This window comes from Enterobacter sp. RHBSTW-01064 (assembly GCF_014103035.1).
Taxonomy (GTDB): Bacteria; Pseudomonadota; Gammaproteobacteria; order Enterobacterales; family Enterobacteriaceae; genus Enterobacter; species Enterobacter mori.
Genome location: NZ_JABXOU010000009.1, coordinates 61,934 through 84,541, shown reverse-complemented (window position 1 = coordinate 84,541; position 22,608 = coordinate 61,934). Strand labels below are relative to the sequence as shown.

The 22,608-nt window shown below is 55.8% G+C and carries 22 protein-coding genes; 14 read left to right on the top strand and 8 right to left on the bottom strand.

Annotation, left to right across the window (positions count from 1 at the left end):
* The first annotated feature begins 317 nt into the window (after positions 1 to 317).
* From hinT to HV355_RS21685, 8 genes are all read left to right on the top strand, one after another.
* Positions 318 to 677, top strand: a complete 360-nt coding sequence (gene hinT, locus HV355_RS21720) for a purine nucleoside phosphoramidase (protein WP_010429724.1) — start codon at positions 318 to 320, stop codon at positions 675 to 677.
* Between the two features lies 1 nt (position 678).
* Positions 679 to 1,053: a YcfL family protein gene (locus HV355_RS21715; RefSeq protein WP_010429726.1), complete on the top strand. Its 375-nt coding sequence runs from the start codon at positions 679 to 681 to the stop codon at positions 1,051 to 1,053.
* A gap of 10 nt (positions 1,054 to 1,063) precedes the next feature.
* Positions 1,064 to 1,711, top strand: a complete 648-nt coding sequence (lpoB, locus tag HV355_RS21710) for a penicillin-binding protein activator LpoB (protein ID WP_089599887.1) — start codon at positions 1,064 to 1,066, stop codon at positions 1,709 to 1,711.
* A complete protein-coding gene (gene thiK, locus HV355_RS21705) occupies positions 1,692 to 2,516 on the top strand; it encodes a thiamine kinase (protein ID WP_182403479.1) in 825 nt (274 codons plus the stop codon). Before lpoB ends, thiK begins: the two co-directional genes overlap by 20 nt.
* An 11-nt stretch (positions 2,517 to 2,527) precedes the next feature.
* Positions 2,528 to 3,553, top strand: coding sequence for a beta-N-acetylhexosaminidase (gene nagZ, locus HV355_RS21700; RefSeq protein WP_089599889.1), 1,026 nt, complete (start codon positions 2,528 to 2,530; stop codon positions 3,551 to 3,553).
* Positions 3,554 to 3,587: 34 nt separating this feature from the next.
* A complete protein-coding gene (gene ycfP, locus HV355_RS21695) occupies positions 3,588 to 4,130 on the top strand; it encodes an alpha/beta hydrolase YcfP (RefSeq protein WP_089599890.1) in 543 nt (180 codons plus the stop codon).
* A 235-nt stretch (positions 4,131 to 4,365) separates the two neighbouring features.
* Complete coding sequence (locus HV355_RS21690; RefSeq protein WP_089599891.1) at positions 4,366 to 5,670, top strand: NAD(P)/FAD-dependent oxidoreductase; 1,305 nt, start codon at positions 4,366 to 4,368, stop codon at positions 5,668 to 5,670.
* A gap of 193 nt (positions 5,671 to 5,863) precedes the next feature.
* The gene (locus tag HV355_RS21685; RefSeq protein ID WP_029485037.1) at positions 5,864 to 6,403 is read left to right on the top strand and encodes a glycine zipper 2TM domain-containing protein; all 540 of its coding nucleotides are present in this window, start codon (positions 5,864 to 5,866) and stop codon (positions 6,401 to 6,403) included.
* A 58-nt stretch (positions 6,404 to 6,461) separates the two neighbouring features.
* Here HV355_RS21685 and comR read toward each other — a convergent pair whose 3' ends face one another.
* Entirely contained in the window at positions 6,462 to 7,097 is a 636-nt protein-coding gene (gene comR, locus HV355_RS21680) for a TetR family copper-responsive transcriptional repressor ComR (protein WP_010429744.1), read from the bottom strand.
* 244 nt (positions 7,098 to 7,341) lie between these two features.
* Between comR and bhsA the strand changes: the two genes are divergently transcribed.
* A complete protein-coding gene (bhsA, locus tag HV355_RS21675) occupies positions 7,342 to 7,599 on the top strand; it encodes a multiple stress resistance protein BhsA (protein WP_006174713.1) in 258 nt (85 codons plus the stop codon).
* Positions 7,600 to 7,671: 72 nt separating this feature from the next.
* Here the strand turns inward: bhsA and HV355_RS21670 are convergent, their stop codons facing one another.
* The 3 genes from HV355_RS21670 to HV355_RS21660 form a co-directional block, all read right to left on the bottom strand.
* Positions 7,672 to 8,637, bottom strand: a complete 966-nt coding sequence (locus HV355_RS21670; RefSeq protein ID WP_108418062.1) for a L,D-transpeptidase family protein — start codon at positions 8,635 to 8,637, stop codon at positions 7,672 to 7,674.
* A 142-nt stretch (positions 8,638 to 8,779) separates the two neighbouring features.
* A complete protein-coding gene (gene mfd / locus HV355_RS21665) occupies positions 8,780 to 12,226 on the bottom strand; it encodes a transcription-repair coupling factor (protein WP_182403412.1) in 3,447 nt (1,148 codons plus the stop codon).
* Positions 12,227 to 12,374: 148 nt separating this feature from the next.
* Positions 12,375 to 13,448 (bottom strand): acyltransferase family protein, encoded by a 1,074-nt coding sequence (locus HV355_RS21660; protein ID WP_120158563.1) that lies wholly within the window; start codon positions 13,446 to 13,448, stop codon positions 12,375 to 12,377.
* Positions 13,449 to 13,705: 257 nt separating this feature from the next.
* On the opposite strand from HV355_RS21660, the gene lolC reads away from it, so the two are divergent.
* The 5 genes from lolC to cobB are packed head-to-tail and all read left to right on the top strand — an operon-like array spanning position 13,706 to position 18,645.
* On the top strand, positions 13,706 to 14,905 hold the full coding sequence (gene lolC / locus HV355_RS21655; protein WP_182403410.1) for a lipoprotein-releasing ABC transporter permease subunit LolC: 1,200 nt from the start codon (positions 13,706 to 13,708) through the stop codon (positions 14,903 to 14,905).
* The gene (gene lolD / locus HV355_RS21650; RefSeq protein ID WP_010429765.1) at positions 14,898 to 15,599 is read left to right on the top strand and encodes a lipoprotein-releasing ABC transporter ATP-binding protein LolD; all 702 of its coding nucleotides are present in this window, start codon (positions 14,898 to 14,900) and stop codon (positions 15,597 to 15,599) included. Before lolC ends, lolD begins: the two co-directional genes overlap by 8 nt.
* Positions 15,599 to 16,843, top strand: a complete 1,245-nt coding sequence (lolE, locus tag HV355_RS21645; protein WP_182403408.1) for a lipoprotein-releasing ABC transporter permease subunit LolE — start codon at positions 15,599 to 15,601, stop codon at positions 16,841 to 16,843. The genes lolD and lolE overlap by 1 nt, the downstream gene beginning before the upstream one ends.
* A 54-nt stretch (positions 16,844 to 16,897) precedes the next feature.
* Positions 16,898 to 17,809, top strand: coding sequence for an N-acetylglucosamine kinase (gene nagK, locus HV355_RS21640; protein ID WP_042718885.1), 912 nt, complete (start codon positions 16,898 to 16,900; stop codon positions 17,807 to 17,809).
* Positions 17,810 to 17,823: 14 nt separating this feature from the next.
* Positions 17,824 to 18,645, top strand: coding sequence for a Sir2 family NAD+-dependent deacetylase (cobB, locus tag HV355_RS21635; RefSeq protein WP_010429776.1), 822 nt, complete (start codon positions 17,824 to 17,826; stop codon positions 18,643 to 18,645).
* Between the two features lie 34 nt (positions 18,646 to 18,679).
* On the opposite strand, the gene potD is transcribed toward cobB, so the two are convergent.
* From potD to potA, 4 genes are read right to left on the bottom strand one after another with little or no spacing between them, the layout of a single operon-like run.
* The gene (gene potD / locus HV355_RS21630; protein WP_100167025.1) at positions 18,680 to 19,714 is read right to left on the bottom strand and encodes a spermidine/putrescine ABC transporter substrate-binding protein PotD; all 1,035 of its coding nucleotides are present in this window, start codon (positions 19,712 to 19,714) and stop codon (positions 18,680 to 18,682) included.
* The gene (gene potC / locus HV355_RS21625) at positions 19,711 to 20,502 is read right to left on the bottom strand and encodes a spermidine/putrescine ABC transporter permease PotC (RefSeq protein WP_042718888.1); all 792 of its coding nucleotides are present in this window, start codon (positions 20,500 to 20,502) and stop codon (positions 19,711 to 19,713) included. Before potC ends, potD begins: the two co-directional genes overlap by 4 nt.
* Positions 20,499 to 21,356, bottom strand: coding sequence for a spermidine/putrescine ABC transporter permease PotB (potB, locus tag HV355_RS21620; RefSeq protein ID WP_042718889.1), 858 nt, complete (start codon positions 21,354 to 21,356; stop codon positions 20,499 to 20,501). The genes potC and potB overlap by 4 nt, the downstream gene beginning before the upstream one ends.
* Entirely contained in the window at positions 21,340 to 22,488 is a 1,149-nt protein-coding gene (gene potA, locus HV355_RS21615; RefSeq protein WP_182403477.1) for a spermidine/putrescine ABC transporter ATP-binding protein PotA, read from the bottom strand. The genes potB and potA overlap by 17 nt, the downstream gene beginning before the upstream one ends.
* Positions 22,489 to 22,608: the final 120 nt, after the last annotated feature.

Below are 22,608 nucleotides of genomic sequence, written 5' to 3'. Positions count from 1 at the left end.
CGTCAGTCCCTTAACCGGGCTGGCGTCGTATTCTTGGTTAAAAACGCGCATGAAAATGCAAATGCGAAATATACGCATTGTTATTAGCACTGTAAACAGATGTTTCGGACGAAACTGAAATAATGTTTCAGAGGAATAAGGTCTTCTGGCGGTCACTCTCCCGCCAGCTGGTGAGGGATCGGGAAAGAAATCGAGGGAGAAGGTTGAAAGGACAGGAGAAACTCGCTCATACTCTTGCGTTGTATCACACTGTCGTAAAGACTGTATGTGTGAATAGCGGACGCATCACGCCAGATTAATCAAAAAAGGAAAAGGTCATGGCCGAAGAAACGATTTTCAGTAAAATTATCCGCCGCGAAATCCCGTCGGATATCGTCTTTCAGGATGAGCTGGTGACGGCTTTTCGGGACATTTCACCTCAGGCGCCGACGCATATCCTTATCATTCCAAATATTCTGATTCCTACCGTCAATGATGTGAAAACCGAGCATGAAGTGGCGTTAGGCCGTATGCTAACGGTAGCCGCGAAAATTGCTGAGCAGGAAGGCATCGCTGAAGACGGCTATCGTTTGATCATGAACTGCAATCGCCACGGCGGTCAGGAAGTTTATCATATCCATATGCATCTTCTGGGTGGGCGACCACTGGGACCGATGCTGGCACATAAAGGTCTTTGACATGTTAAGAGGGCGTATTGCAGCGCTGATGATAACGCTGGTGATAGCAGGGTGCAGTGCGCGTCCTGCGATCCCCGTCAGCGACGAACAGACGCTGGTGATGGAGTCCTCAGTCCTTGCTGCAGGCATTACGGCAGAGCAGCCTTCGCTGACCATTAGCGAAATCCAACCTTCTGCTTCCTCTACGCTCTATAACGAAAGACATGAGCCAGTGACGGTACATTACCGCTTCTACTGGTATGACGTAAGAGGTCTTGAAATGCATCCGCTTGAGGCGCCGCGTAGCGTGACCATTCCGGCAAGATCGTCGGTGACGCTCTATGGCAGCGCTAACTATTTGGGTGCGCATAAGGTGAGACTTTATCTTTATCTGTAAGGGGTGATCCTTGATTAAAAATATGAGCCGTTATGTGCTCTTAAGTGCGTTTGCACTTTTCCTCGCAGGGTGTGTGACGCGTACAGAACAGCCTGCGCCAGTGGATGAGGCGAAGCCGGGTACGGAACAGCCGACACAGCCAACGCAGCCGGTGCCAACGGTGCCTTCTGTCCCGACCATTCCGGCGCAGCCTGGCCCAATTGAGCACCCGGACCAAACGTCCCAACCTGCGCCGCGTGTGCGTCACTATGACTGGAATGGCGCAATGCAGCCTATGGTGGGCAAAATGTTGCAGGCTCAGGGCGTGACGCCGGGAAGCGTACTGTTGGTGGATAGCGTAAATAACCGCACCAATGGTTCACTCAACGCGGGCGAAGCGACGGAAACGCTGCGTAATGCGTTAGCAAACAACGGCAAATTTACCCTGGTCTCGACACAGCAGCTGGCAGTAGCCAAACAGCAGTTGGGCTTGTCGCCGCAGGATAGCCTGGGCTCGCGCAGCAAAGCGATAGGCATTGCGCGCAACGTTGGCGCTCAGTATGTCCTCTATTCTAACGCCACCGGTAATGTGAACACGCCTTCGCTGCAGATGCAGCTGATGCTGGTTCAGACAGGTGAAATTATCTGGTCAGGTAAAGGTGCCGTTACGCAACAATAGCTGCACGCGTGACGAGATTCTGACGCGTTATTTTCCTCAGTATCGCCTTATCGCGCCGCAGGCCCACTCCGGGCTTGGCGGCGCGAGCTGCATCATTGAGCAGGGCGAACATCGGCTGGTGCTGCGACAGCATCACGATCTCTCTGCCCCTGCCTCCCACTTTCGCCGACAGTTTCGTACGCTGAGGCGCTTGCCTGCGGATCTCGTGCCGAAGCCCTGTTTTTTTACGCAGGGCTGGATGGCGGTAGAGTATCTTGCGGGGGAGATCAAAAGCACGCTTCCGCATACTCCCACGCTCGCCGTGATGCTGTATCATCTTCACCGCCAGCCTTGCCTGGGATGGCGGGTCACGCTGTTACCGCTGCTGGAAAAATACTGGCAGCAGGCCTCGCCCGACAGACGAACGCCATTCTGGCTTGCGCAGCTTAAACGGATGCGAAAGCGAGGGGAACCGCAACCCTTACGGCTTTCGCCGTTGCATATGGACGTCCACGCCGGGAATATTGTACACACGCCCGCGGGAGCCAGGCTCATCGACTGGGAGTATGCCGGAGATGGCGACGTGGCGCTGGAGCTGGCGGCGGTCTGGATGCCGGATGATGGCTCCCGTGAGCAGCTTATAATGGCCTATGCCCGTGAAGCGCAGATGGATGCGTTGACGCTTATGCGGCAGGTCAGGCGCTGGCGACCCTGGGTATTCATGCTGATGGCGGGCTGGTTTGAAATGCGCTATCAGCAATCAAACGACAAACACTTTATTACGCTGGCAGATGACGTCTGGCGTCAGTTACAAACTAAAGGATAAGAGAGGTTCGTGTGGGTCCAGTCATGTTGGATGTCGAAGGGTTTGAGCTGGATGCGGAGGAGCGCGACATTCTGGCGCATCCGCTGGTAGGGGGGCTGATTCTGTTTACCCGCAACTACCACGATCCGGCGCAGTTGCGCGAACTGGTTCGTCAGATCCGCGCGGCGTCCCGTAACCATCTGGTGGTCGCGGTGGACCAGGAAGGCGGGCGCGTGCAGCGCTTCCGCGAGGGGTTCACCCGCTTGCCTGCCGCACAATCTTTTGCTGCGCTGCTGGGTACAGAAGAGGGCGGTAAACTGGCGCAGGATGCTGGCTGGCTGATGGCGAGCGAAATGATTGCGATGGATATCGACATCAGCTTTGCTCCCGTTCTGGATGTGGGCCATATCAGCGCGGCGATTGGCGAGCGTTCATACCATGAAGATCCGCGCATTGCGCTGGCAATAGCCACCCGTTTTATCGACGGCATGCACGCAGCGGGCATGAAAACCACCGGCAAACACTTCCCGGGACATGGCGCAGTGACGGCAGATTCTCACAAAGAGACGCCGCGCGATCCGCGTCCGGAAGCGGAAATCCGTGCTAAAGATATGTCGGTGTTCCGTTCGCTTATCACCGATAACAAGCTTGATGCCATCATGCCTGCACACGTGATTTACAGCGATGTCGATCCGCGCCCGGCCAGCGGTTCACCGCACTGGCTGAAAACGGTGCTGCGTCAGGAGCTCGGTTTTAACGGCGTGATTTTCTCCGACGATCTGTCGATGGAAGGGGCGGCAATTATGGGCAGCTACGCGGAGCGCGGGCAGGCATCCCTGGACGCAGGTTGCGATATGATCCTCGTCTGTAATAATCGTAAAGGGGCCGTCAGCGTGTTGGATAACCTGTCGCCGATCAAAGCAGAGCGTGTTACACAATTGTATCATAAAGGTTCATTTAGCCGTCAGGAGCTGATGGATTCGGCGCGCTGGAAGACGGTCAACGCCCAGCTTGAAGCACTGAATGAGCGCTGGCAGGCACATAAAGCCAGCCTGTAAACCCTCCCGGAAGGCGTAGCGTGGTGAGAAGACAATGATCATCTATTTACACGGTTTTGACTCAAACAGTCCTGGTAATCATGAGAAGGTGCTGCAACTGCAGTTTATCGACCCGGATGTACGGCTGATCAGTTACAGCACGCGTCATCCGAAGCATGATATGCAGCATCTGCTTAAGGAAGTGGACAAGATGTTACAGCTCAATGTCGATGAACGTCCTCTGATCTGCGGCGTGGGGCTGGGGGGCTACTGGGCCGAACGCATTGGCTTCCTGTGCGACATCCGCCAGGTCGTGTTCAATCCCAACCTGTTCCCGAACGAGAACATGGAAGGCAAAATTGACCGCCCGGAAGAGTATGTCGACATTGCCACCAAGTGCGTGAGTAACTTCCGTGAGAAAAACCGCGATCGCTGTTTAGTGATCCTCTCGCGCCAGGATGAGGCACTGAACAGCAGCCGGGCGGCAGAACTGCTGCATCATTACTATGAAATTGTCTGGGACGAGGAACAGACCCACAAGTTCAAGAATATCTCCCCGCATCTGCAGCGCATCAAAGCCTTCAAAACGCTGGGCTAAGCCACAGCCTGCTACCCGAAACCCGGTACGCCTTTGCGACCGGGTTTCTTTTTGTCCAGAATTGTCTACTTTTAAGCCATCAAAACTTGATGCATATCAATTTTGGTATGACCAATGCGCCTGACGTGTTATTCTCAATTCACCTGAATGGTTTCAGTGCTGTAACCTGTTGTTAATTAAGGGTTATTTTTATAACTTTTACTTAACAATTGGTTAATAATTTGAGGGGGTCACGTTGACTACGCCATTGAAAAAGATAGTGATTGTAGGCGGTGGTGCTGGCGGGCTGGAGCTGGCCACACAGCTGGGTAAAAAGCTGGGTCGCGGCAAAAAAGCCAAAATTACGCTGGTGGATCGCAACCATAGCCACCTGTGGAAACCGCTGCTGCACGAAGTGGCGACCGGTTCGCTGGATGAGGGCGTTGATGCGCTGAGCTATCTGGCGCATGCGCGCAATCACCATTTCCAGTTCCAGCTGGGATCCGTGGTGGATATCAACCGTGAAAGCAAAACCATTACTCTGGCCGAACTGCGTGATGAAAAAGGCGAACTGCTGGTTCCTGAACGCAAGCTGGCGTATGACACGCTGGTCATGGCGCTGGGCAGTACCTCTAACGACTTCAACACACCGGGCGTGAAAGAGCACTGTATCTTCCTCGATAACCCGCACCAGGCGCGTCGTTTCCATCAGGAAATGCTAAACCTGTTCCTGAAGTACACCAGCAATATGGGTGCCAATGGCAAGGTGAACATTGCTATTGTCGGCGGCGGCGCGACGGGCGTTGAGCTGTCTGCAGAGCTGCACAACGCGGTGAAACAGCTGCACAGCTACGGTTATAAAGGGCTGACTAACGAAGCGCTGAACGTGACGCTGGTTGAAGCCGGTGAACGCATTCTGCCTGCGCTGCCGCCACGTATTTCCGGTGCGGCGCACAATGAGCTCACCAAACTGGGCGTGCGGGTGCTGACGCAGACCATGGTGACCAGCGCTGACGAAGGCGGCCTGCATACTAAGGACGGCGAGTATATCAAAGCGGATCTGATGGTCTGGGCGGCGGGCATCAAAGCGCCTGATTTCATGAAAGAGATCGGCGGGCTGGAAACCAACCGCATTAACCAGCTGGTGACAGAGCCGACGCTGCAAACCACGCGCGACCCGGAAATCTTCGCTATTGGTGACTGTGCATCCTGCGCGCGCCCTGAAGGTGGGTTCGTGCCGCCGCGCGCTCAGGCCGCTCACCAGATGGCGAGTCTGGTGCTGCACAACATCCTGGCGCAGTACAAAGGGAAGCCGATGAAATCGTATGTCTATAAAGACCACGGTTCGCTGGTGTCACTGTCTAACTTCTCTACCGTGGGTAGCCTGATGGGTAACCTGATGCGCGGCTCGATGATGGTAGAAGGGCGGATTGCACGCTTCGTGTATATCTCCCTTTACCGTATGCATCAGATTGCGCTGCACGGCTACTTCAAAACCGGTCTGATGATGCTGGTCGGCCGAATCAACCGCGTGATCCGCCCTCGACTGAAGCTGCACTGATATTTCTCTCCCTCCGGGCCATCCGGAGGGATTTTTTAGCATTTCATGCTGTACATCACACTTTGCGTGCTTAAGAGTTCTCTCAAACACGATATATCTCCCCCAGACGCCCATTTTTTAATCCTTTGTCTTATTGGCGAGGGCTGACCCCTGCTGCAAAATAGTTTCCAATAGCAACAAAGGAGGAAGTCCCGTGAATAAATCAATGTTGGCGGGTATAGGGATTGGCGTCGCTGCTGCGCTAGGTGTGGCTGCCGTAGCCGGTCTCAACGTACTTGATCGTGGCCCGCAGTATGCGCAGGTCGTTTCCGCTACCCCGATTAAAGAAACCGTGAAAACCCCTCGTCAGGAGTGCCGCAACGTCTCCGTGACTCACCGTCGTCCGGTGCAGGATGAAAACCGCATTGCCGGTTCAGTTCTCGGTGCCGTGGCCGGTGGCGTGATTGGTCATCAGTTTGGTGGCGGACGAGGCAAAGATGTGGCGACGGTCGTGGGTGCGCTGGGTGGCGGCTATGCCGGTAACCAGGTGCAGGGCGCAATGCAGGACAACGACACGTACACCACTACGCAGCAGCGCTGCAAAACCGTTTATGACAAGTCCGAAAAAATGCTGGGCTATGACGTAACCTACAAAATTGGCGACCAGCAGGGCAAAATCCGCATGGATAAAGACCCTGGCACCCAGATCCCTCTGGACAACAATGGTCAGCTGGTACTGAACAACAAAGTGTAAAAAAGATGTTCTCTGAACTTAGCTCCTCATGCGCTCAGGCTGAGGAGCTTTTTTTGCCTTAAAGTTTAAGCAGTTCAGGCCACAGACGCAGCGTGGTTTGCGTAATACTCTGCAGTTTTTCAAGCGTAGCCCCTTCACGAGCGCTGATGGACATACCCTGTAAAATACAGCTCAGGTATTGCGCCAGCTCCTGCGGGCGGCAATGCGCCGGGATTTCACCGCGCTGCTGCCGCTGGGCCAGAAACGTACTTAACGTCTCCTCCTGCATGGCATGGCGTGATTTCACCGTATTGGCAATCTCTTTAGATGAAGCAGCAAGCGTGGCGGAGGTGTTGATCATAAAGCAGCCCGCGGGTGTGTCTTTGCTGGTAAAGCAGGTCGCGACGGCGCAGAAATAGTCCTGCAACGCCTGTTCAACGCTTTTCTCTTCGCAAAAAAGCTGCGCTTCGTGTTTTGCCGCAAAGCGCGAGATGTATCTGTCCAGCACTGCCCTGAACAGCCCCTCTTTATTGGTAAATTCCGCATACAGCGTGGGTGCCTTGGCGCCGGTCGCTTCGACCAGATCGGAAAGCGAGGTCGCTTCGTACCCATGCTGCCAGAAGAGTGTCATGGCCTTATCGAGCGCCGCATCCCTGTCGAACACTTTTGGTCGGCCACGGCTTTTCTTTGCGCAACTCGTGACTTCGGTTGTCATTTGCCGTTGGTCCTCAGTTGGTTTGTTGAATGACCATTATAAAAATAAACCCATCCCGCGACCAGCGTAGTTTGCTTAAAAATAAATTAATCATATGGGTATGAAAATTAACGAAAATAAAATTAATTTAACGGTCGTTATAAAAACATGTTGACGTGTGAGCTGGATCACATCTATCATTTACCTATCGATCGTTAAGTAAATAGCTTACGACGCCCAATTCATCTGCCTAAAGGTAAAAATCATGAAAAACGTAAAAACCCTGATCGCTGCTGCTGTACTTAGCTCACTCTCTTTCGCAAGCTTCGCCGCTGTAGAAGTTCAATCTACTCCTGCTGACCAACAAAAAGTGGGTACCATCTCTGCAAACGCGGGGACAAACCTGGGCTCTCTGGAAGATCAACTGGCGCAGAAAGCGGATGAGATGGGTGCGAAATCGTTCCGTATCACCTCAGTGACCGGCCCTAACACCCTGCACGGTACTGCTGTTATCTATAAATAAGCCTGGCTAAACCCTCATTTATGCCACTGCTATAAAAAACGCCCTGCATTTGCAGGGCGTTTTTTTTTGTACTTACATTGACTGCGGAGTGACATCGCCATGTCGGGTGACGTCAATTGGCATTCCTGACCGGGCTTCCATCGCGCGCTCCATCACCAGGCTATCGGTGTTGGTATTCGATTTAAAGCTCACCATCGCGGCATTCAGTGGAATGGGCAGCGTCTGCGGATCGTCACCGAGGTGTTTTGATAATGGCTGGTGAATTTCGACCAACCGTACGCCACCGGGCTCTTCCGAGGCCTTAATCGGCGTATTGATAATATTCACTTTTGTGCCCGGCGTAATCACGCTGTAGAGCGTCTTGATGTCGTCATCGCGCAGACGAATACAGCCGGAGCTGACTCGCATACCGATGCCGAAATCCGCATTCGTTCCATGCAGCAGATAAACCCCACCATATGCCGCGAGGCGGATCGCGTGATGACCCATTGGGTTGTCCGGGCCCGCCGGCACGACGGTGGGAAGATCGATACCCTGAGCTTTATAGCGTGCGCGAATATTTGCCGTGGGTGTCCAGGTTGGGTTAGCACGTTTATCCGACACGGTAGTGACCATGGTTGGCGTCAGTGTGTCCCCGCCAAGCTGGCCGATACCGATTGGATAAACGGTCACTTCTTTTTTACCCGGCGGATAATAGTAAAGTCGAAGCTCGGCAAGGTTAATCACGATCCCCTGTCGTGGTGCATCAGGAAGAATGGTCTGAAGCGGGATGGTCAGCACGCTGCCAGCGCGCGGCACGTAAGGATCGACACCGGGGTTGGCCTGCAGCAAGGCCAGAAAGCCGACGTTATATTTTTTGGCAATGGCCTCCAGCGAACCCCCGTTATCTTCAACAACATGAAAACGGTTTTGCCCGACAACGTTGCTGCCAGGGGGGGGAAGGGGCCAGGTGTTTGCGCGTGCAGGCAGCGCAACGGCTACCGTAGCGGCAAGCGCAAGCAGGGTGATCCAGCGAGTGAAACGCGAAGCGGTCATTATCATAATCCCTATAAATGATAAGGTTATTGTTTTATAAAGGGTTAATGATAATTATGGCGAAGAGGTGTGTCGGGAAGATCGGGTGAAGTGCAAAGAGTTTGTAAATTCTCCCCCGTCAGCCAGGCGCTAACGGGGGAGAAGATTACGCGATAGCGTTCTCTTCAAGCTGGCGCATAAAGTTGCGCACCCAGTCCATGCGGGTTTTGCGTTCTGTCAGTTCCTGAGTAAAACGCAGACGCGTCGGGCCGTCCAGGCGGAAGTGCTGCGGCTGTTTTTGCAGCAAACCAATCAACCACATCGGATCGACATGGTTTTTTTCCGCGAACTCAATCACGCCGCCTTTTTCATTCCCTTCGAGCTTACGAATGCCCAGTTTTTGCGCCTGCTGACGGAGTCGCGCGATATCCAGCAGATTTCGCGCGGCATCCGGCAGCAGCCCGAAGCGGTCGATCAGCTCCACCTTAATCTCATCCAGCTCGTTTTCTTTTTTCGCGCTGGCGATACGTTTGTAGAATGACAGACGGGTATTCACATCAGGAATGAAATCATCCGGCAGCAGGGAAGGCATACGCAATTCCACCTCGGTCTGCTGGCTGGTCAAATCTTCCAGCGACGGCTCGCGTCCGGCCTTCAGCGCATCGACGGCATTTTCCAGCAGTTCCATATAGAGCGAGAAGCCGATGGTCTCCATCGAGCCGCTCTGGTCTTCACCCAGCAGTTCACCGGCACCGCGGATCTCGAGATCGTGTGTCGCCAGCGCAAAGCCTGCGCCAAGGTCTTCCAGTGAGGCGATGGCTTCCAGACGCTTTTGCGCGTCGGTGGTCATCGCTTTCGGATGCGGCGTCAGCAGCCAGGCGTAGGCCTGATGGTGCGAACGCCCGACGCGACCGCGCAACTGGTGCAGCTGCGCCAGACCAAAGTGATCCGCGCGTTCGATAATAATCGTGTTCGCGGTCGGGATATCAATACCGGTTTCAATGATGGTGGTACACACCAGCACGTTGAAGCGCTGGTGGTGGAAATCATTCATCACCCGCTCCAGCTCGCGCTCGCGCATCTGTCCGTGACCGATAGCGATACGCGCTTCCGGCACCAGCTCCGCCAGCCTGTCTGCCGCTTTCTGAATGTTCTCTACGTCGTTGTAGAGGTAGTACACCTGACCGCCGCGCAGCACTTCACGCAGGATCGCTTCGCGCACCACCAGATTGTCATACTCGCGGACAAAGGTTTTTACCGCCAGACGGCGCGCCGGTGGCGTGGCGATAATCGACAGATCGCGCATGCCGCTCATCGCCATATTCAGCGTACGCGGGATAGGCGTTGCGGTCAGGGTCAGGATGTCGACGTCGGCCCGCATCGCCTTGATGCGCTCCTTATGGCGCACCCCGAAGCGGTGCTCTTCGTCGACGATCAGCAACCCCAGATCTTTCCACTTCACGTCGCTTTGCAGCAGCTTGTGGGTGCCGATCAGGATATCGATTTTACCTTCACTTGCCTGTTCCAGAATTTGCGTCTGCTCTTTGGCGCTGCGAAAACGTGAAAGCATTTCGATGCGCACCGGCCAGTTGGCAAAGCGGTCGCGGAAGTTGTCGAAGTGCTGCTGGGCAAGCAGGGTAGTGGGAACCAGCACCGCCACCTGCTTGTTGTTCTCCACGGCCAGGAAAGCGGCGCGCATGGCGACTTCAGTTTTACCGAAGCCCACATCACCGCACACTAAGCGGTCCATCGCCAGCGGCTGGCACATGTCGCTCAGCACCGCGTTAATGGCCTGTGCCTGATCCGGCGTGGTTTCAAACGGGAAACTGTCGCAGAACAGCTGATACTGCTCTTTATCATGCTTAAACGCATAACCCTCTTTGGCCGCGCGCTGGGCGTAGATGTCCAGCAGCTCGGCCGCCACGTCGCGCACTTTTTCCGCCGCCTTCTGGCGCGCGCGCGCCCAGGCGTCGCCGCCCAGCTTGTGCAGCGGTGCATTATCTTCGGCACCGCCTGCATAGCGGCTGATCAGGTGCAGGGACGAGACCGGCACATAGAGTTTGGCGTCGTTGGCGTAGGTCAGCATCAGGTATTCGCCTTTGATGCCGCCCGCTTCAAGGGTCGTCATCCCCTGGTAGCGTCCGACGCCGTGCTCGAGGTGAACGATCGGCTGGCCCGGATGCAGCTCGGCCAGGTTACGGATCAGCGTGTCCGGGTTGATGGTGCGACGGCTATCCTGACGGCGGCGCGCCACGCGCTCGCCGAGAAGGTCGCTTTCGCAAATTAGCGCCAGGTTGTTGAGCGTGTCGATAAACCCATGCTCAGCGGCACCGATCATCAGATAGCGGCCCGTTCCGGTGGCATCGTCCAGCCGCAAAATACGCTTTGGCGCGATCTTAATGCGGCCAAGCAGTTCGCCTAACGCTTCGCGACGACCTTCGCTCTCAACGGAGAACACCACCGGCCCGGTAAAGGATTCCAGGAACTTGCGCAGATTATCCAGCGGGGATTTTTGCTGCGCCTGAACGGAGATGTCCGGCAGCGTTTGGAACGCCAGGTTGGTATTGGCCGCTTTATCCGCGAGCGAGTCGGTTCTGAGCTGCATGCGCGGCCAGCGCTTCAGTTCGGCGTTGAGCTCGTCGGTGCGCAGCCAAAGCGTTTCCGGCGGCAGCAGCGGACGCATCGGATCCACGCCACGGTTTTCGAAGCGAGCGCGGGTTTCACTTTCAAAGCGGCTGGCGCTGGCCTCGATATCCCCGGTGTTGACAATCAGCGTGTTCGCCGGGAAATAGCTGAACAGCGCGGGTAGCGGCTCGTTGAAGAACAGGGGCTGCCAGTATTCGATCCCGGCGGGCAGCGTGCCTTTGCTGACCTGCTGATAAATGTGCTCGGCATCGCGCTTCACGTCGAACCTGTCGCGCCACTGGCTGCGGAACAGCTCGATAGCGGTTTTGTCCGTCGGGAATTCATGTGCGGGCAGCAGGTTGATGGATTCCACTTCTTCCAGCGTGCGCTGCGTATCGGCGTCGAACACGCGCAGGCTGTCGATTTCATCATCAAAGAAATCCAGGCGGTACGGCTGGTCGCTGCCCATTGGGTAAAGATCGAGCAGCGCGCCGCGGGTGGCGTATTCCCCGTGCTCCATCACCTGATCGACATGGCGATAACCGGCACCGTCAAGCTGCGCGCGCAGGGCGTCACGTGACAGGCGCTGGCCTTTTTTCATCACCAGCGCGTGGCCGTGAAGATAGCTGTGCGGGCAGACGCGCTGCATCAGCGTATTGACCGGCACAATTAACACGCCGCGCTGCATGGTCGGAAGCTGATACAGCGTTGACAGGCGTGAAGAGATGATCTCCTGATGCGGGGAGAAGCTGTCATACGGCAGCGTTTCCCAGTCGGCCAGGCTGGACACCAGGCTATCGGTAAATTGACTGATTTCGTCATGCAGGCGCAGGGCATTTTGCATATCCGGGGCAACCAGCACCACCGGGCCGGGATGGCGCTCAGCGATTTCTGCCACCAGCGTGGCGCACGCCGCGCCCGTGAGTTCGCCCAGCTGGCGTTGGTCGCCTGCTTTAACAGGCAAGGTAAAGCGATAGTGTTCAGGCATGGCTATGTCAGAGTCTCTTATGGATATACCAACAGTATTGGGGCATATCACTGATACGCAATGTCTTTATTATCCTCGATCGTTTTGCATTAGCAAATCGTAAGCGTATGGGCGGCAATTCGCCCCCGAAAAGGGGGCGAAGAGGGCATCAACGGGTGGCGGTTGATGGGGAGAGCGTAGCGGGTGGGGAGAAAAAGAGATCGCCAAAGAGAGAGGTGGAAATCTTGCGTATGCCAAGCCCTACAAGGGTGCAGACCAGCAGGCTGGCGAACGGATAGACCAGAATCAGCGTTAACTCGGCCCACACCGGCCAGTACGCGGCATTCATTTCACCAATCAGGAACAGGCTGAATGCCTCTATCAAGATGCGATGCGTAGTGTAAATCGCAATGGTATTCGAACCCACCACATTCAGCAGGTTGCCGGGATGGACGGCATAACGTTGCTCAACGCTGTAGAAAAGCTTCATGATCAGCACAATCGACAGCAGTGAGAGCGGGAGAGGGACATTTGCAAACCACAGGACTACGGAGACCGCTCCGAACGCGACCAGCGCCAGCCAGACGCGACCTATTTCCAGCCCCTTCATCCAGGCCATAAGCTGGGCACCGTACCACGCGCCCAGGCTGTAGTAGATCATATTACGCACGACGCTGTTCATTCCCCACCACGGCAGCGGCAGGAAGTTAATGGCAATGCTCGCCAGCGCCAGCAGGCCCAGAACCGGCAGCTTCCAGCGGCTCAGCAGTTTACACAGGGTGAAATAGACCACCAGGGCATACAGATACCACAGGCTGGTGCTGGCAGTGAGCATACCCAGAATAAAGCCCGAGACAGAGTCGGCGTAGGCCGCATTCGAGGACGTTGCCAGTTCACGTTCCGGTGCGAGCCAGGCATTGAGGTGGGTTAGCGCCTGCCACTGAAGTATTCCCCATAGCGCCAGCACCCAGACGATGCTCCAGATGCGCTTGTCGAGGCTGGTGCGCCAGTCCACTTCATCAATGTATCGGCGGATTAGAAAGCCGGAGATAAAGAAGAACACCGGCATGCGGAACGGTGCGAGATACAGGTTAAAATAGACCCAGCATTTGGCGAGAAGCCCTGACAGCGGATGCTGCAGCCCGCTGAGATGAGGATAAAAGGTGATGACCGAGTGGTAAATCACCACCAGGCAGATGCACAACCCCTTTATCTGATTAATCCATAATGCTTTTTGTTTCATCGGTAACCAATACCTGTTTTGCCATAAACGAACGGGCAATTGTTCTAAAACGACAGCGAGATGTAACGGGTAACTGTCTGTATCGGGACGTTTTTCGGAAAAGGTGGAGGGTGTGCAGAGAAGAAACCGAAAGTACCACCCTGATTTATCTGAGTTTTTCGGAAAAATGATTACCAAAGCTTACGGTTTCAGTCATTTACGCTTAACGGATTCGCTTATATACTCGTGGGTCTGCTATCAGCAAACAGACGGATTTCATGTATCAACCTGTCGCACTCTTCATAGGCTTACGTTACATGCGTGGGCGCGCCGCGGACCGCTTCGGTCGTTTTGTCTCCTGGCTTTCGACTATTGGCATTACGCTTGGCGTGATGGCACTGGTGACGGTGCTTTCCGTCATGAATGGCTTTGAGCGTGAGCTGCAAAACAATATCCTGGGGCTGATGCCGCAGGCCGTTCTCTCCTCAACCAACGGTTCCGTGAACCCGCAACAGCTGCCGGAAAGCGCAGCGAAGTTACAGGGTGTCACGCGCGTTGCGCCATTAACCACCGGCGATGTCGTGTTGCAAAGCGCCCGCAGCGTGGCGGTCGGCGTCATGCTGGGGATTGATCCTGCCCAAAACGATCCGTTGACGCCGTATCTGGTTAACGTGAAGCAATCCGATCTGCAGCCCGGTAAATACAATGTCATCCTCGGCGAACAGCTTGCCGGACAGCTCGGCGTCAACCGTGGTGACCAGCTGCGCGTGATGGTGCCGTCTGCAAGCCAGTTTACACCGATGGGGCGCCTGCCGAGCCAGCGCCTGTTCAACGTGATAGGTACCTTTGCCGCCAACAGCGAAGTCGACGGCTATCAAATGCTGGTGAACATCCAGGATGCGTCGCGCCTGATGCGCTACCCGGCGGGAAACATTACCGGCTGGCGCCTGTGGCTCGATCAGCCGCTCAAGGTCGATACCCTCAGCGAGCAAACGCTGCCGGAAGGTACCAAATGGCAGGATTGGCGTGACCGTAAAGGCGAACTGTTCCAGGCCGTTCGCATGGAAAAAAACATGATGGGGCTGCTGCTGAGCCTGATCGTCGCCGTGGCGGCATTTAATATCATCACCTCGCTGGGCCTGATGGTGATGGAGAAGCAGGGCGAAGTCGCCATTCTGCAAACCCAGGGGCTCACGCCGCGCCAGATTATGGCGGTCTTTATGGTTCAGGGGGCAAGCGCAGGCATCATCGGTGCGCTGCTCGGTGCCGTGCTGGGCGCGCTGCTTGCCAGCCAGCTGAATAACTTGATGCCGATCATCGGCGCGCTGCTTGATGGTGCGGCGCTGCCGGTGGCTATCGAGCCGCTGCAGGTGGTCGGTATTGCGCTGGCCGCGATGGCCATTGCGCTGCTTTCTACGCTTTATCCTTCCTGGCGCGCTGCCGCCACTCAACCCGCTGAGGCTTTACGTTATGAATAAGATCCTGTTGCAATGCGACAACCTGTCCAAACGCTATCAGGAAGGCACTGTGCAGACCGACGTGCTGCACAATGTGAGCTTTAGCGTGGGTGAAGGCGAGATGATGGCGATTGTCGGCAGCTCCGGCTCAGGCAAAAGTACGCTGCTGCATCTGCTGGGCGGGCTGGATACGCCAACTGAAGGTGACGTGATCTTCTCCGGCCAGCCGATGAGCAAGATGTCCTCCGCGGCGAAGGCCGAGCTGCGTAACCGCGAGCTGGGCTTTATCTACCAGTTCCACCACCTTCTGCCGGACTTCACGGCGCTGGAAAACGTGGCGATGCCGCTGCTGATTGGCAAAAAGAAACCGGCAGAAATTAACGCCCGCGCCAGCGACATGCTGAAAGCGGTAGGGCTGGGCCATCGCGGGAACCACCGTCCCTCAGAGCTTTCCGGTGGCGAGCGCCAGCGCGTGGCGATTGCCCGTGCGCTGGTGAACAATCCGCGTCTGGTGCTGGCGGATGAACCTACCGGTAACCTGGATGCGCGCAATGCGGACAGTATTTTCCAGCTTCTGGGCGAGCTGAACGCCTCGCAGGGCACCGCGTTTCTGGTGGTGACCCACGATCTGCAGCTGGCAAAACGCATGGGTCGCCAGCTTGAGATGCGCGACGGCCATCTGAACGCGGAACTGACCCTGATGGGAGCAGAGTAATGGCGTCACCGTTATCGCTACTCATCGGTTTACGTTTTAGTCGTGGTCGCCGTCGCGGCGGCATGGTGTCGCTCATCTCCGTGATCTCCACCGTGGGTATCGCGCTCGGTGTGGCGGTATTGATCGTGGGCTTAAGTGCCATGAACGGCTTTGAGCGCGAGCTAAACAACCGCATTCTTGCGGTGGTGCCGCACGGGGAGATCGAGCCGGTTAACCAGCCGTGGACGAACTGGAGCGACGCGCTCACAAAAGTCGAAAACGTGCCGGGCATTGCCGCGGCCGCGCCCTACATCAACTTTACCGGGCTGGTGGAGAGCGGGGTAAACCTGCGCGCCATTCAGGTGAAAGGTGTCAACCCCGCCCAGGAGGAGCGTCTCAGCGCGCTGCCGCAATTTGTGCAGAACGGCGCGTGGGCCAACTTTAAGGCTGGCGAGCAGCAGATCATCATGGGCAAAGGCGTTGCCGATGCGCTGAAGGTGAAGCAGGGCGACTGGGTATCGATCATGATCCCGAACGCCAGCGCCGACCACAAACTGCAGCAGCCTAAACGCGTGCGCCTGCACGTTGCCGGCATTCTTCAGCTGAGCGGGCAGCTCGATCACAGCTTCGCTATGGTGCCGCTGGAAGACGCGCGCCAGTATCTCGACATGGGCGACAGCGTGACGGGCATTGCCATTAAGGTGAACGACGTCTTTAACGCCAACAAACTTGTGCGTGATGCGGGCAGCGTGACCAATAACTATGTCTACATCAAAAGCTGGATCGGCACTTACGGGTATATGTACCGTGATATCCAGATGATCCGCGCCATTATGTATCTGGCGATGGTGCTGGTGATTGGTGTAGCGTGCTTTAATATCGTCTCGACGCTGGTGATGGCGGTCAAGGATAAGAGCGGAGACATCGCCGTGCTTCGTACCCTCGGGGCGAAAGACGGCCTTATTCGCGCCATCTTCGTCTGGTACGGTTTACTGGCGGGCCTGTTCGGCAGCCTGTGCGGCGTGGTGATTGGCGTGGTGGTTTCCCTGCAGCTGACGCCGATTATCAACGGCATTGAAAAGCTGATTGGCCACCAGTTCCTGTCGGGTGATATCTATTTTATTGACTTCCTGCCGTCTGAACTGCACTGGCTGGATGTTTTTTATGTGCTGGTTACAGCACTTTTACTGAGTCTGCTGGCAAGCTGGTATCCGGCGCGTCGCGCAAGCCGAATTGATCCGGCGAGGGTACTAAGTGGCCAGTAATTTCGTCATGGTTTAGCGGTCTTTAGGCCGTTGGATCAAGCAGAGGAATGCATCATGTATTACGGATTTGATATTGGCGGCACCAAGATTGCGCTCGGCGTGTTTGATAAAGACCTCAAACTGCAGTGGGAAACCCGCGTTCCCACGCCGCGCGAAAGCTACGACGAATTTTTAACCGCCATTGCCGCACTGGTAGCGCAAGCTGATGAACGCTTTGGCGTGAAAGGCAGCGTCGGCATCGGCATTCCGGGCATGCCGGAAACCGACGATGGTACGCTGTATGCCGCCAACGTGCCTGCCGCCAGCGGCAAACCGCTGCGCGCCGATCTCTCTGCCCTCCTTGAACGCGATGTGCGTTTAGATAACGATGCCAACTGTTTTGCCCTCTCCGAAGCCTGGGACGATGAGTTTCGCCAGTACCCACTGGTGATGGGGCTGATCCTCGGTACGGGCGTTGGAGGTGGGATTGTTATTAATGGCAAACCGATTACCGGGCGCAGCTACATCACCGGCGAGTTCGGTCACATTCGTCTGCCGGTGGACGCGCTGGAGGTCGTTGGGCGTGATTTTCCGCTCACCCGCTGCGGCTGTGGCCAGCATGGCTGTATTGAGAACACCCTCTCCGGTCGCGGGTTTGCATGGCTTTACGAACACTTCTATCATCAGAAACTTGAAGCCCCCCAAATCATCACCCTGTGGGAGCAGGGGGATGCGCAGGCGCGTGAGCACGTCGAGCGCTATCTTGATCTGCTGGCGGTGTGTCTGGGAAATATTCTCACCATCGTCGACCCGGATCTGCTGGTGATTGGGGGAGGGCTATCAAACTTTACTGCGATTACGGAACAGCTGTCCGGGCGTTTGCCCCGACATTTATTGCCGGTCGCCCGCGTGCCGCGTATTGAACGCGCGCGACACGGGGATGCGGGAGGCATGCGCGGAGCCGCATTCCTTCATCTCACCGATTAGTCTACGAGGTTTCTATGCTGTCGCGTCGCCAGGGTCGACTCAGCCGTTTTCGCAAAAACAAACGCCGCTTGCGTGAGCGCTTGCGCCAGCGGATCTTTTTCAGAGACAGAATGATGCCAGAAGCGATGGATAAACCCAGAGTGGTGGTGCTGACCGGCGCGGGGATCTCCGCCGAGTCAGGAATTCGAACCTTCCGCGCGGCGGACGGGCTGTGGGAAGAGCACCGTGTCGAGGACGTGGCGACGCCGGAAGGTTTCGCCCGCGATCCGGACCTGGTGCAGGCGTTTTATAACGCCCGCCGTCGTCAGCTTCAGCAGCCTGAGATTGCGCCGAATGCGGCGCATCTGGCGCTGGCTAAGCTGGAAGAGGCGCTGGGGGATCGTTTTCTGCTGGTGACGCAGAATATCGATAACCTGCACGAGCGGGCGGGTAACAAGAACATCATCCACATGCATGGCGAGTTGCTCAAGGTTCGCTGCGCCTGGAGCGGTCAGGTGCTGGACTGGAAAGAGGATGTGCTGCCGGAAGACAAATGCCATTGCTGTCAGTTTCCTGCGCGTTTACGCCCGCACGTGGTGTGGTTCGGCGAAATGCCGCTGGGCATGGATGAGATCTACAGCGCGCTGGCGATGGCGGACGTGTTCATTGCCATCGGCACGTCCGGGCACGTCTATCCGGCGGCGGGATTTGTTCACGAGGCTAAACTCCAGGGCGCGCATACGGTAGAGCTTAATCTGGAGCCGAGTCAGGTGGGCAGTGAGTTTGAAGAAAAACACTATGGCCTGGCAAGTGAAGTGGTGCCCGCTTTTGTGGATAAACTCCTGAAGGGGCTGTAGTTGTGGCGGGCGACATCGCGTCGCCCGTCATATCTCAACGACCTGCTTTTAACTTCTGATAATACTCTTCATAAAGACGGCTCGCGTCACCCACGTCGTTCTGCCATTCGCCTTTGCTAACGGTATCAGCATCAGGGTACAGCGATTTATCATTCGCGACTTCAGGGCTTAACAGCTTGCGTGCAGCCAGATTTGGCGTCGGGTAGCCGATGGTTTCAGCCACCTGTTTCGCCACGTCGGGGCGCAGCAGGAAGTTAATCAGCTTCAGCGCGCCGTCCACGTTTTTCGCGTTGGCCGGAATCGACAGGCTATCCATCCAGAAGATCCCGCCTTCTTTCGGCCAGACGACCTCCAGCGGCGTACCGGCCTGGCGGGCAACATACGCGGAGCCGTTCCACACCATCCCCAGATTCACTTCGCCTTCCATATACGGGTTTGCCGGGTTATCAGAGTTGAATGCCGCCACGTTAGGCATCAGCTTTTTCAGCTCGTTGTAGGCCGCTTCGATCTCTTTCGGATCGGTGGTGTTACCGGAATAGCCGAGTTTACGCAGCGCTATCTGGAACACCTCGCGCGCATCGTCGGTTAACAGCAGGCTACCTTTGTATTCCGGTTTCCACAGATCGGCCCAGCCTGTAACCGTTTTCGGATCGATGGCATCGCTGTTCACGCCAATCGCTGTCGCACCCCAGATGTAAGGAATGGAGTAGTCGTTATTGGGATCGAACGGTTTGTTAAGCATCTCCGGATCGAGGTTTGAAAAATGGGTTAGCTTCGTTTTATCGATCTTCTGGATCATGCCCTCTTTGCGCATTTTGTCGACAAAGTAGGTGGAAGGCACGACCAGATCGTACGCACCGTCTTTGTAGGTTTTCAGCTTGGCGTACATGGTTTCATTCGACTCATAGGTCGAGTAGATAACCTTGATGCCCGTCTCTTTGGTGAACTGTTCCAGTAGACCTGGCGGCACGTATTCGGTCCAGTTGTAGAAGTAGAGCGTTTTGCTGTCATCAGCGTGCGCGGCACCCATACCAAGCACCAGCGCCGCAGCGGCGAGCATTTTTTTCATTTCATTGTCCCCTGAGATTTTGTTTTATCACGAGCAATAACCTGGCTGGCAATCACCAGAACCAGCGACAACACCAGCAGAATGGTCGCCAGCGCGTTCACCTCAGGTGAGACGCCGACTTTCACCATTGAATAGATCTTCAACGGCAGAATTTCATAGCTCGGCCCGGTCACGAAGGAGGAGACCACCACGTCATCCATCGACAGAGTAAAGCTGAGCAGCCATCCGGCCGCCACGGCAGGCATTGCCAGCGGCAGGATGATTTTACGCAGGATGGTCATCTCGCTGGCGCCCAGATCTTTCGCCGCCTCCAGCATACGCACGTCGAACCCTTTAAGACGCGCAAAGACGGTCACCACCACAAACGGCAGGCAGAAGGTGATATGCGAGAACAGCAGCGACCAGAAGCCAAGCTGTACACCCAGCAGCATAAACAGCACCAGCAGCGAAATGGCCATGACGATATCCGGCGACATCATCACTACAAACAGCATGCCGCTGACGAACGGTTTGCCGCGAAAGCGGTAGCGGTAGAGCGCGACGGCGGTGAGGGAGCCAATCAGCGTCGCGAAGGTGGCGGAGACGATCGCCATCGTCAGCGAGTGCTGAGCGGCCTGCAGCAGGCTGTCGTTGTTCATCAGCAGGCTGTACCAGTTGGTGGTAAAGCCCTGCCAGTTAATCCCGAACCGCGAGCTATTGAATGAGTTCACGATCAAAATTACGATCGGGATATAGAGCCAGGCATAAATGGCGGTCATGAAACCGCCGCGAAGCAGTCGACCGATCATTCGAGCTCCACCTTTTTATTCAGCAGGCGCGAGGCGCGCCAGTAGACCAGCAGCATCAGGCCCATCACCACCGTCAGCGTAATGCTGGTGGCCGAGCCGAACGGCCAGTCGCGGATGTTGAGGAATTGACTCTTGATCACGTTACCGATCAGCAGGTTTTTCGCACCGCCCATCAGATCCGACACATAGAACAAGCCCATCGCCGGGAGCATCACCAGCAGACAGCCTGCAATAATACCGGGCATCGTCAGCGGAATAATGATGCGGATAAAGGTCTGCAGCTTACTGGCACCCAGATCTCTTGCCGCTTCCAGCAGCGGTTTATCCAGCTTCTCGATGCTGGAGTAGAGCGGCATCACCATAAACGGCAGCAGGATATAAACCAGGCCGACAATCACCGCGCTCGGCGTGAACATAATACGGATTGGCGTATCAATCACCCCCAGCCACAGCAGAAACTCGTTGAGATAGCCTTTCGTGCTCAGGAAGATTTTCAGCCCGTAGATGCGGATTAACGAGTTGGTCCAGAAGGGAACAATCAGTAAAAACAGCAGCAGGGGGCGTACCTTTTGCGGCAGGCCCGCGAGGAACCATGCGAAAGGATAACCCAGCACCAGACAGGCGAGGGTGGCAATCAGCGCCATATTGAGCGAGTGCAGCAGCACGTCAAAATAGAGCGGATCGAGCAGGCGCGCGTAGTTGTCCAGCGTAAAGACCAGCGAAACGAAGTTAGCGTCGTCGCGGGTCAGGAAGCTGGTCGCAACGATCATCAGGTTGGGTAAAAAGACAAACAGCACAAGCCAACCGACGATCGTGGCGATCACCACATTCTGGAATTTACTTGTGTTCTTCATCAGCCAGCACAACCTCCCAGCTTTCTACCCAGTTGATAACCATTTTCTGGTCGAGAGAGTGGTCGAAGTCAGGGTCATCCTCGTTAAAGAACTCGCTGACCATCACCATCTTGCCGTTTTCCAGCTCAACAACGGACTCCAGCGTCATCCCTTTGTAGTTGCGCTCGCGGATATAGCCGATTAACCCTTCGGCCTCGGTATTGCCATGAATTTCCTCGACGCGCAGATCTTCCGGGCGCAGCAGGACGTTAAGCTTTTGTCCCTTTTCAACGGGGAAATTCACCGCGATAGTGCACTCACGGCCTTCAACGCTGGCGCGCACGCGCTGGTCGTCCAGGCGTTCAATCACCGTGGCGTCGAAGATATTGATCTCACCGATGAAGCTGGCGACAAACAGATTCTTCGGCTCTTCGTAGATTTCGCGCGGCGTGCCGTCCTGCTCGATTTTTCCGTCACGCATCACCACGATGCGGTCGGACATGGTCAGGGCTTCTTCCTGGTCGTGGGTCACAAAAACAAAGGTAATACCCAGCTTACGCTGTAAGGCTTTCAATTCGTTCTGCATCTGCTTGCGCAGCTTGTAATCCAGCGCGGAGAGGGATTCATCCAGCAGGAGCAGACGCGGCTTGTTGACCACGGCGCGGGCGATGGCCACGCGCTGCTGCTGGCCGCCGGAAAGCTGATGGGGTTTACGCTGGGCGAACTCTTCCAGTTGCACCATCCGCAGGGCTTCGGTGACGCGCGGTGGGATCTCGGCGGCAGGTGTTTTTTGCATCCGCAGACCAAACGCGACGTTCTCAAACACGGTCATGTGCGGGAACAGGGCGTAGCTCTGAAAGACGGTATTGACGTGTCTGTCTTCTGCGGGAACCTGGGTAATATCCTGGTTCTCAAGATGGATATGGCCGTTATCAACGCTTTCAAGCCCGGCGATAAGGCGCAGTACGGTGGTTTTGCCGCAGCCAGAGGGGCCAAGCAGCGTCAGAAACTCACCGTCGTTGATGGTGAGCGTGAGGTCGGAAATAACGTCTTTACCATCAAAGTTTTTACGAATTCGTTCCAGTTGCACCAGCGGTGAACGTGAACGGGATTGTGTATTCAATTTTTGCGCTGTCCCATATAGACGCCTCAGGCAGCAGACCGAAGCGGGGTTTGTGTGTAACCACCTTGGTGACTCGTAATGAGGGCGGACATTCTACGGCAATCCCCTGCAATCGCCAATCCTTGTCACTGATTCATAAGCTACATTTAT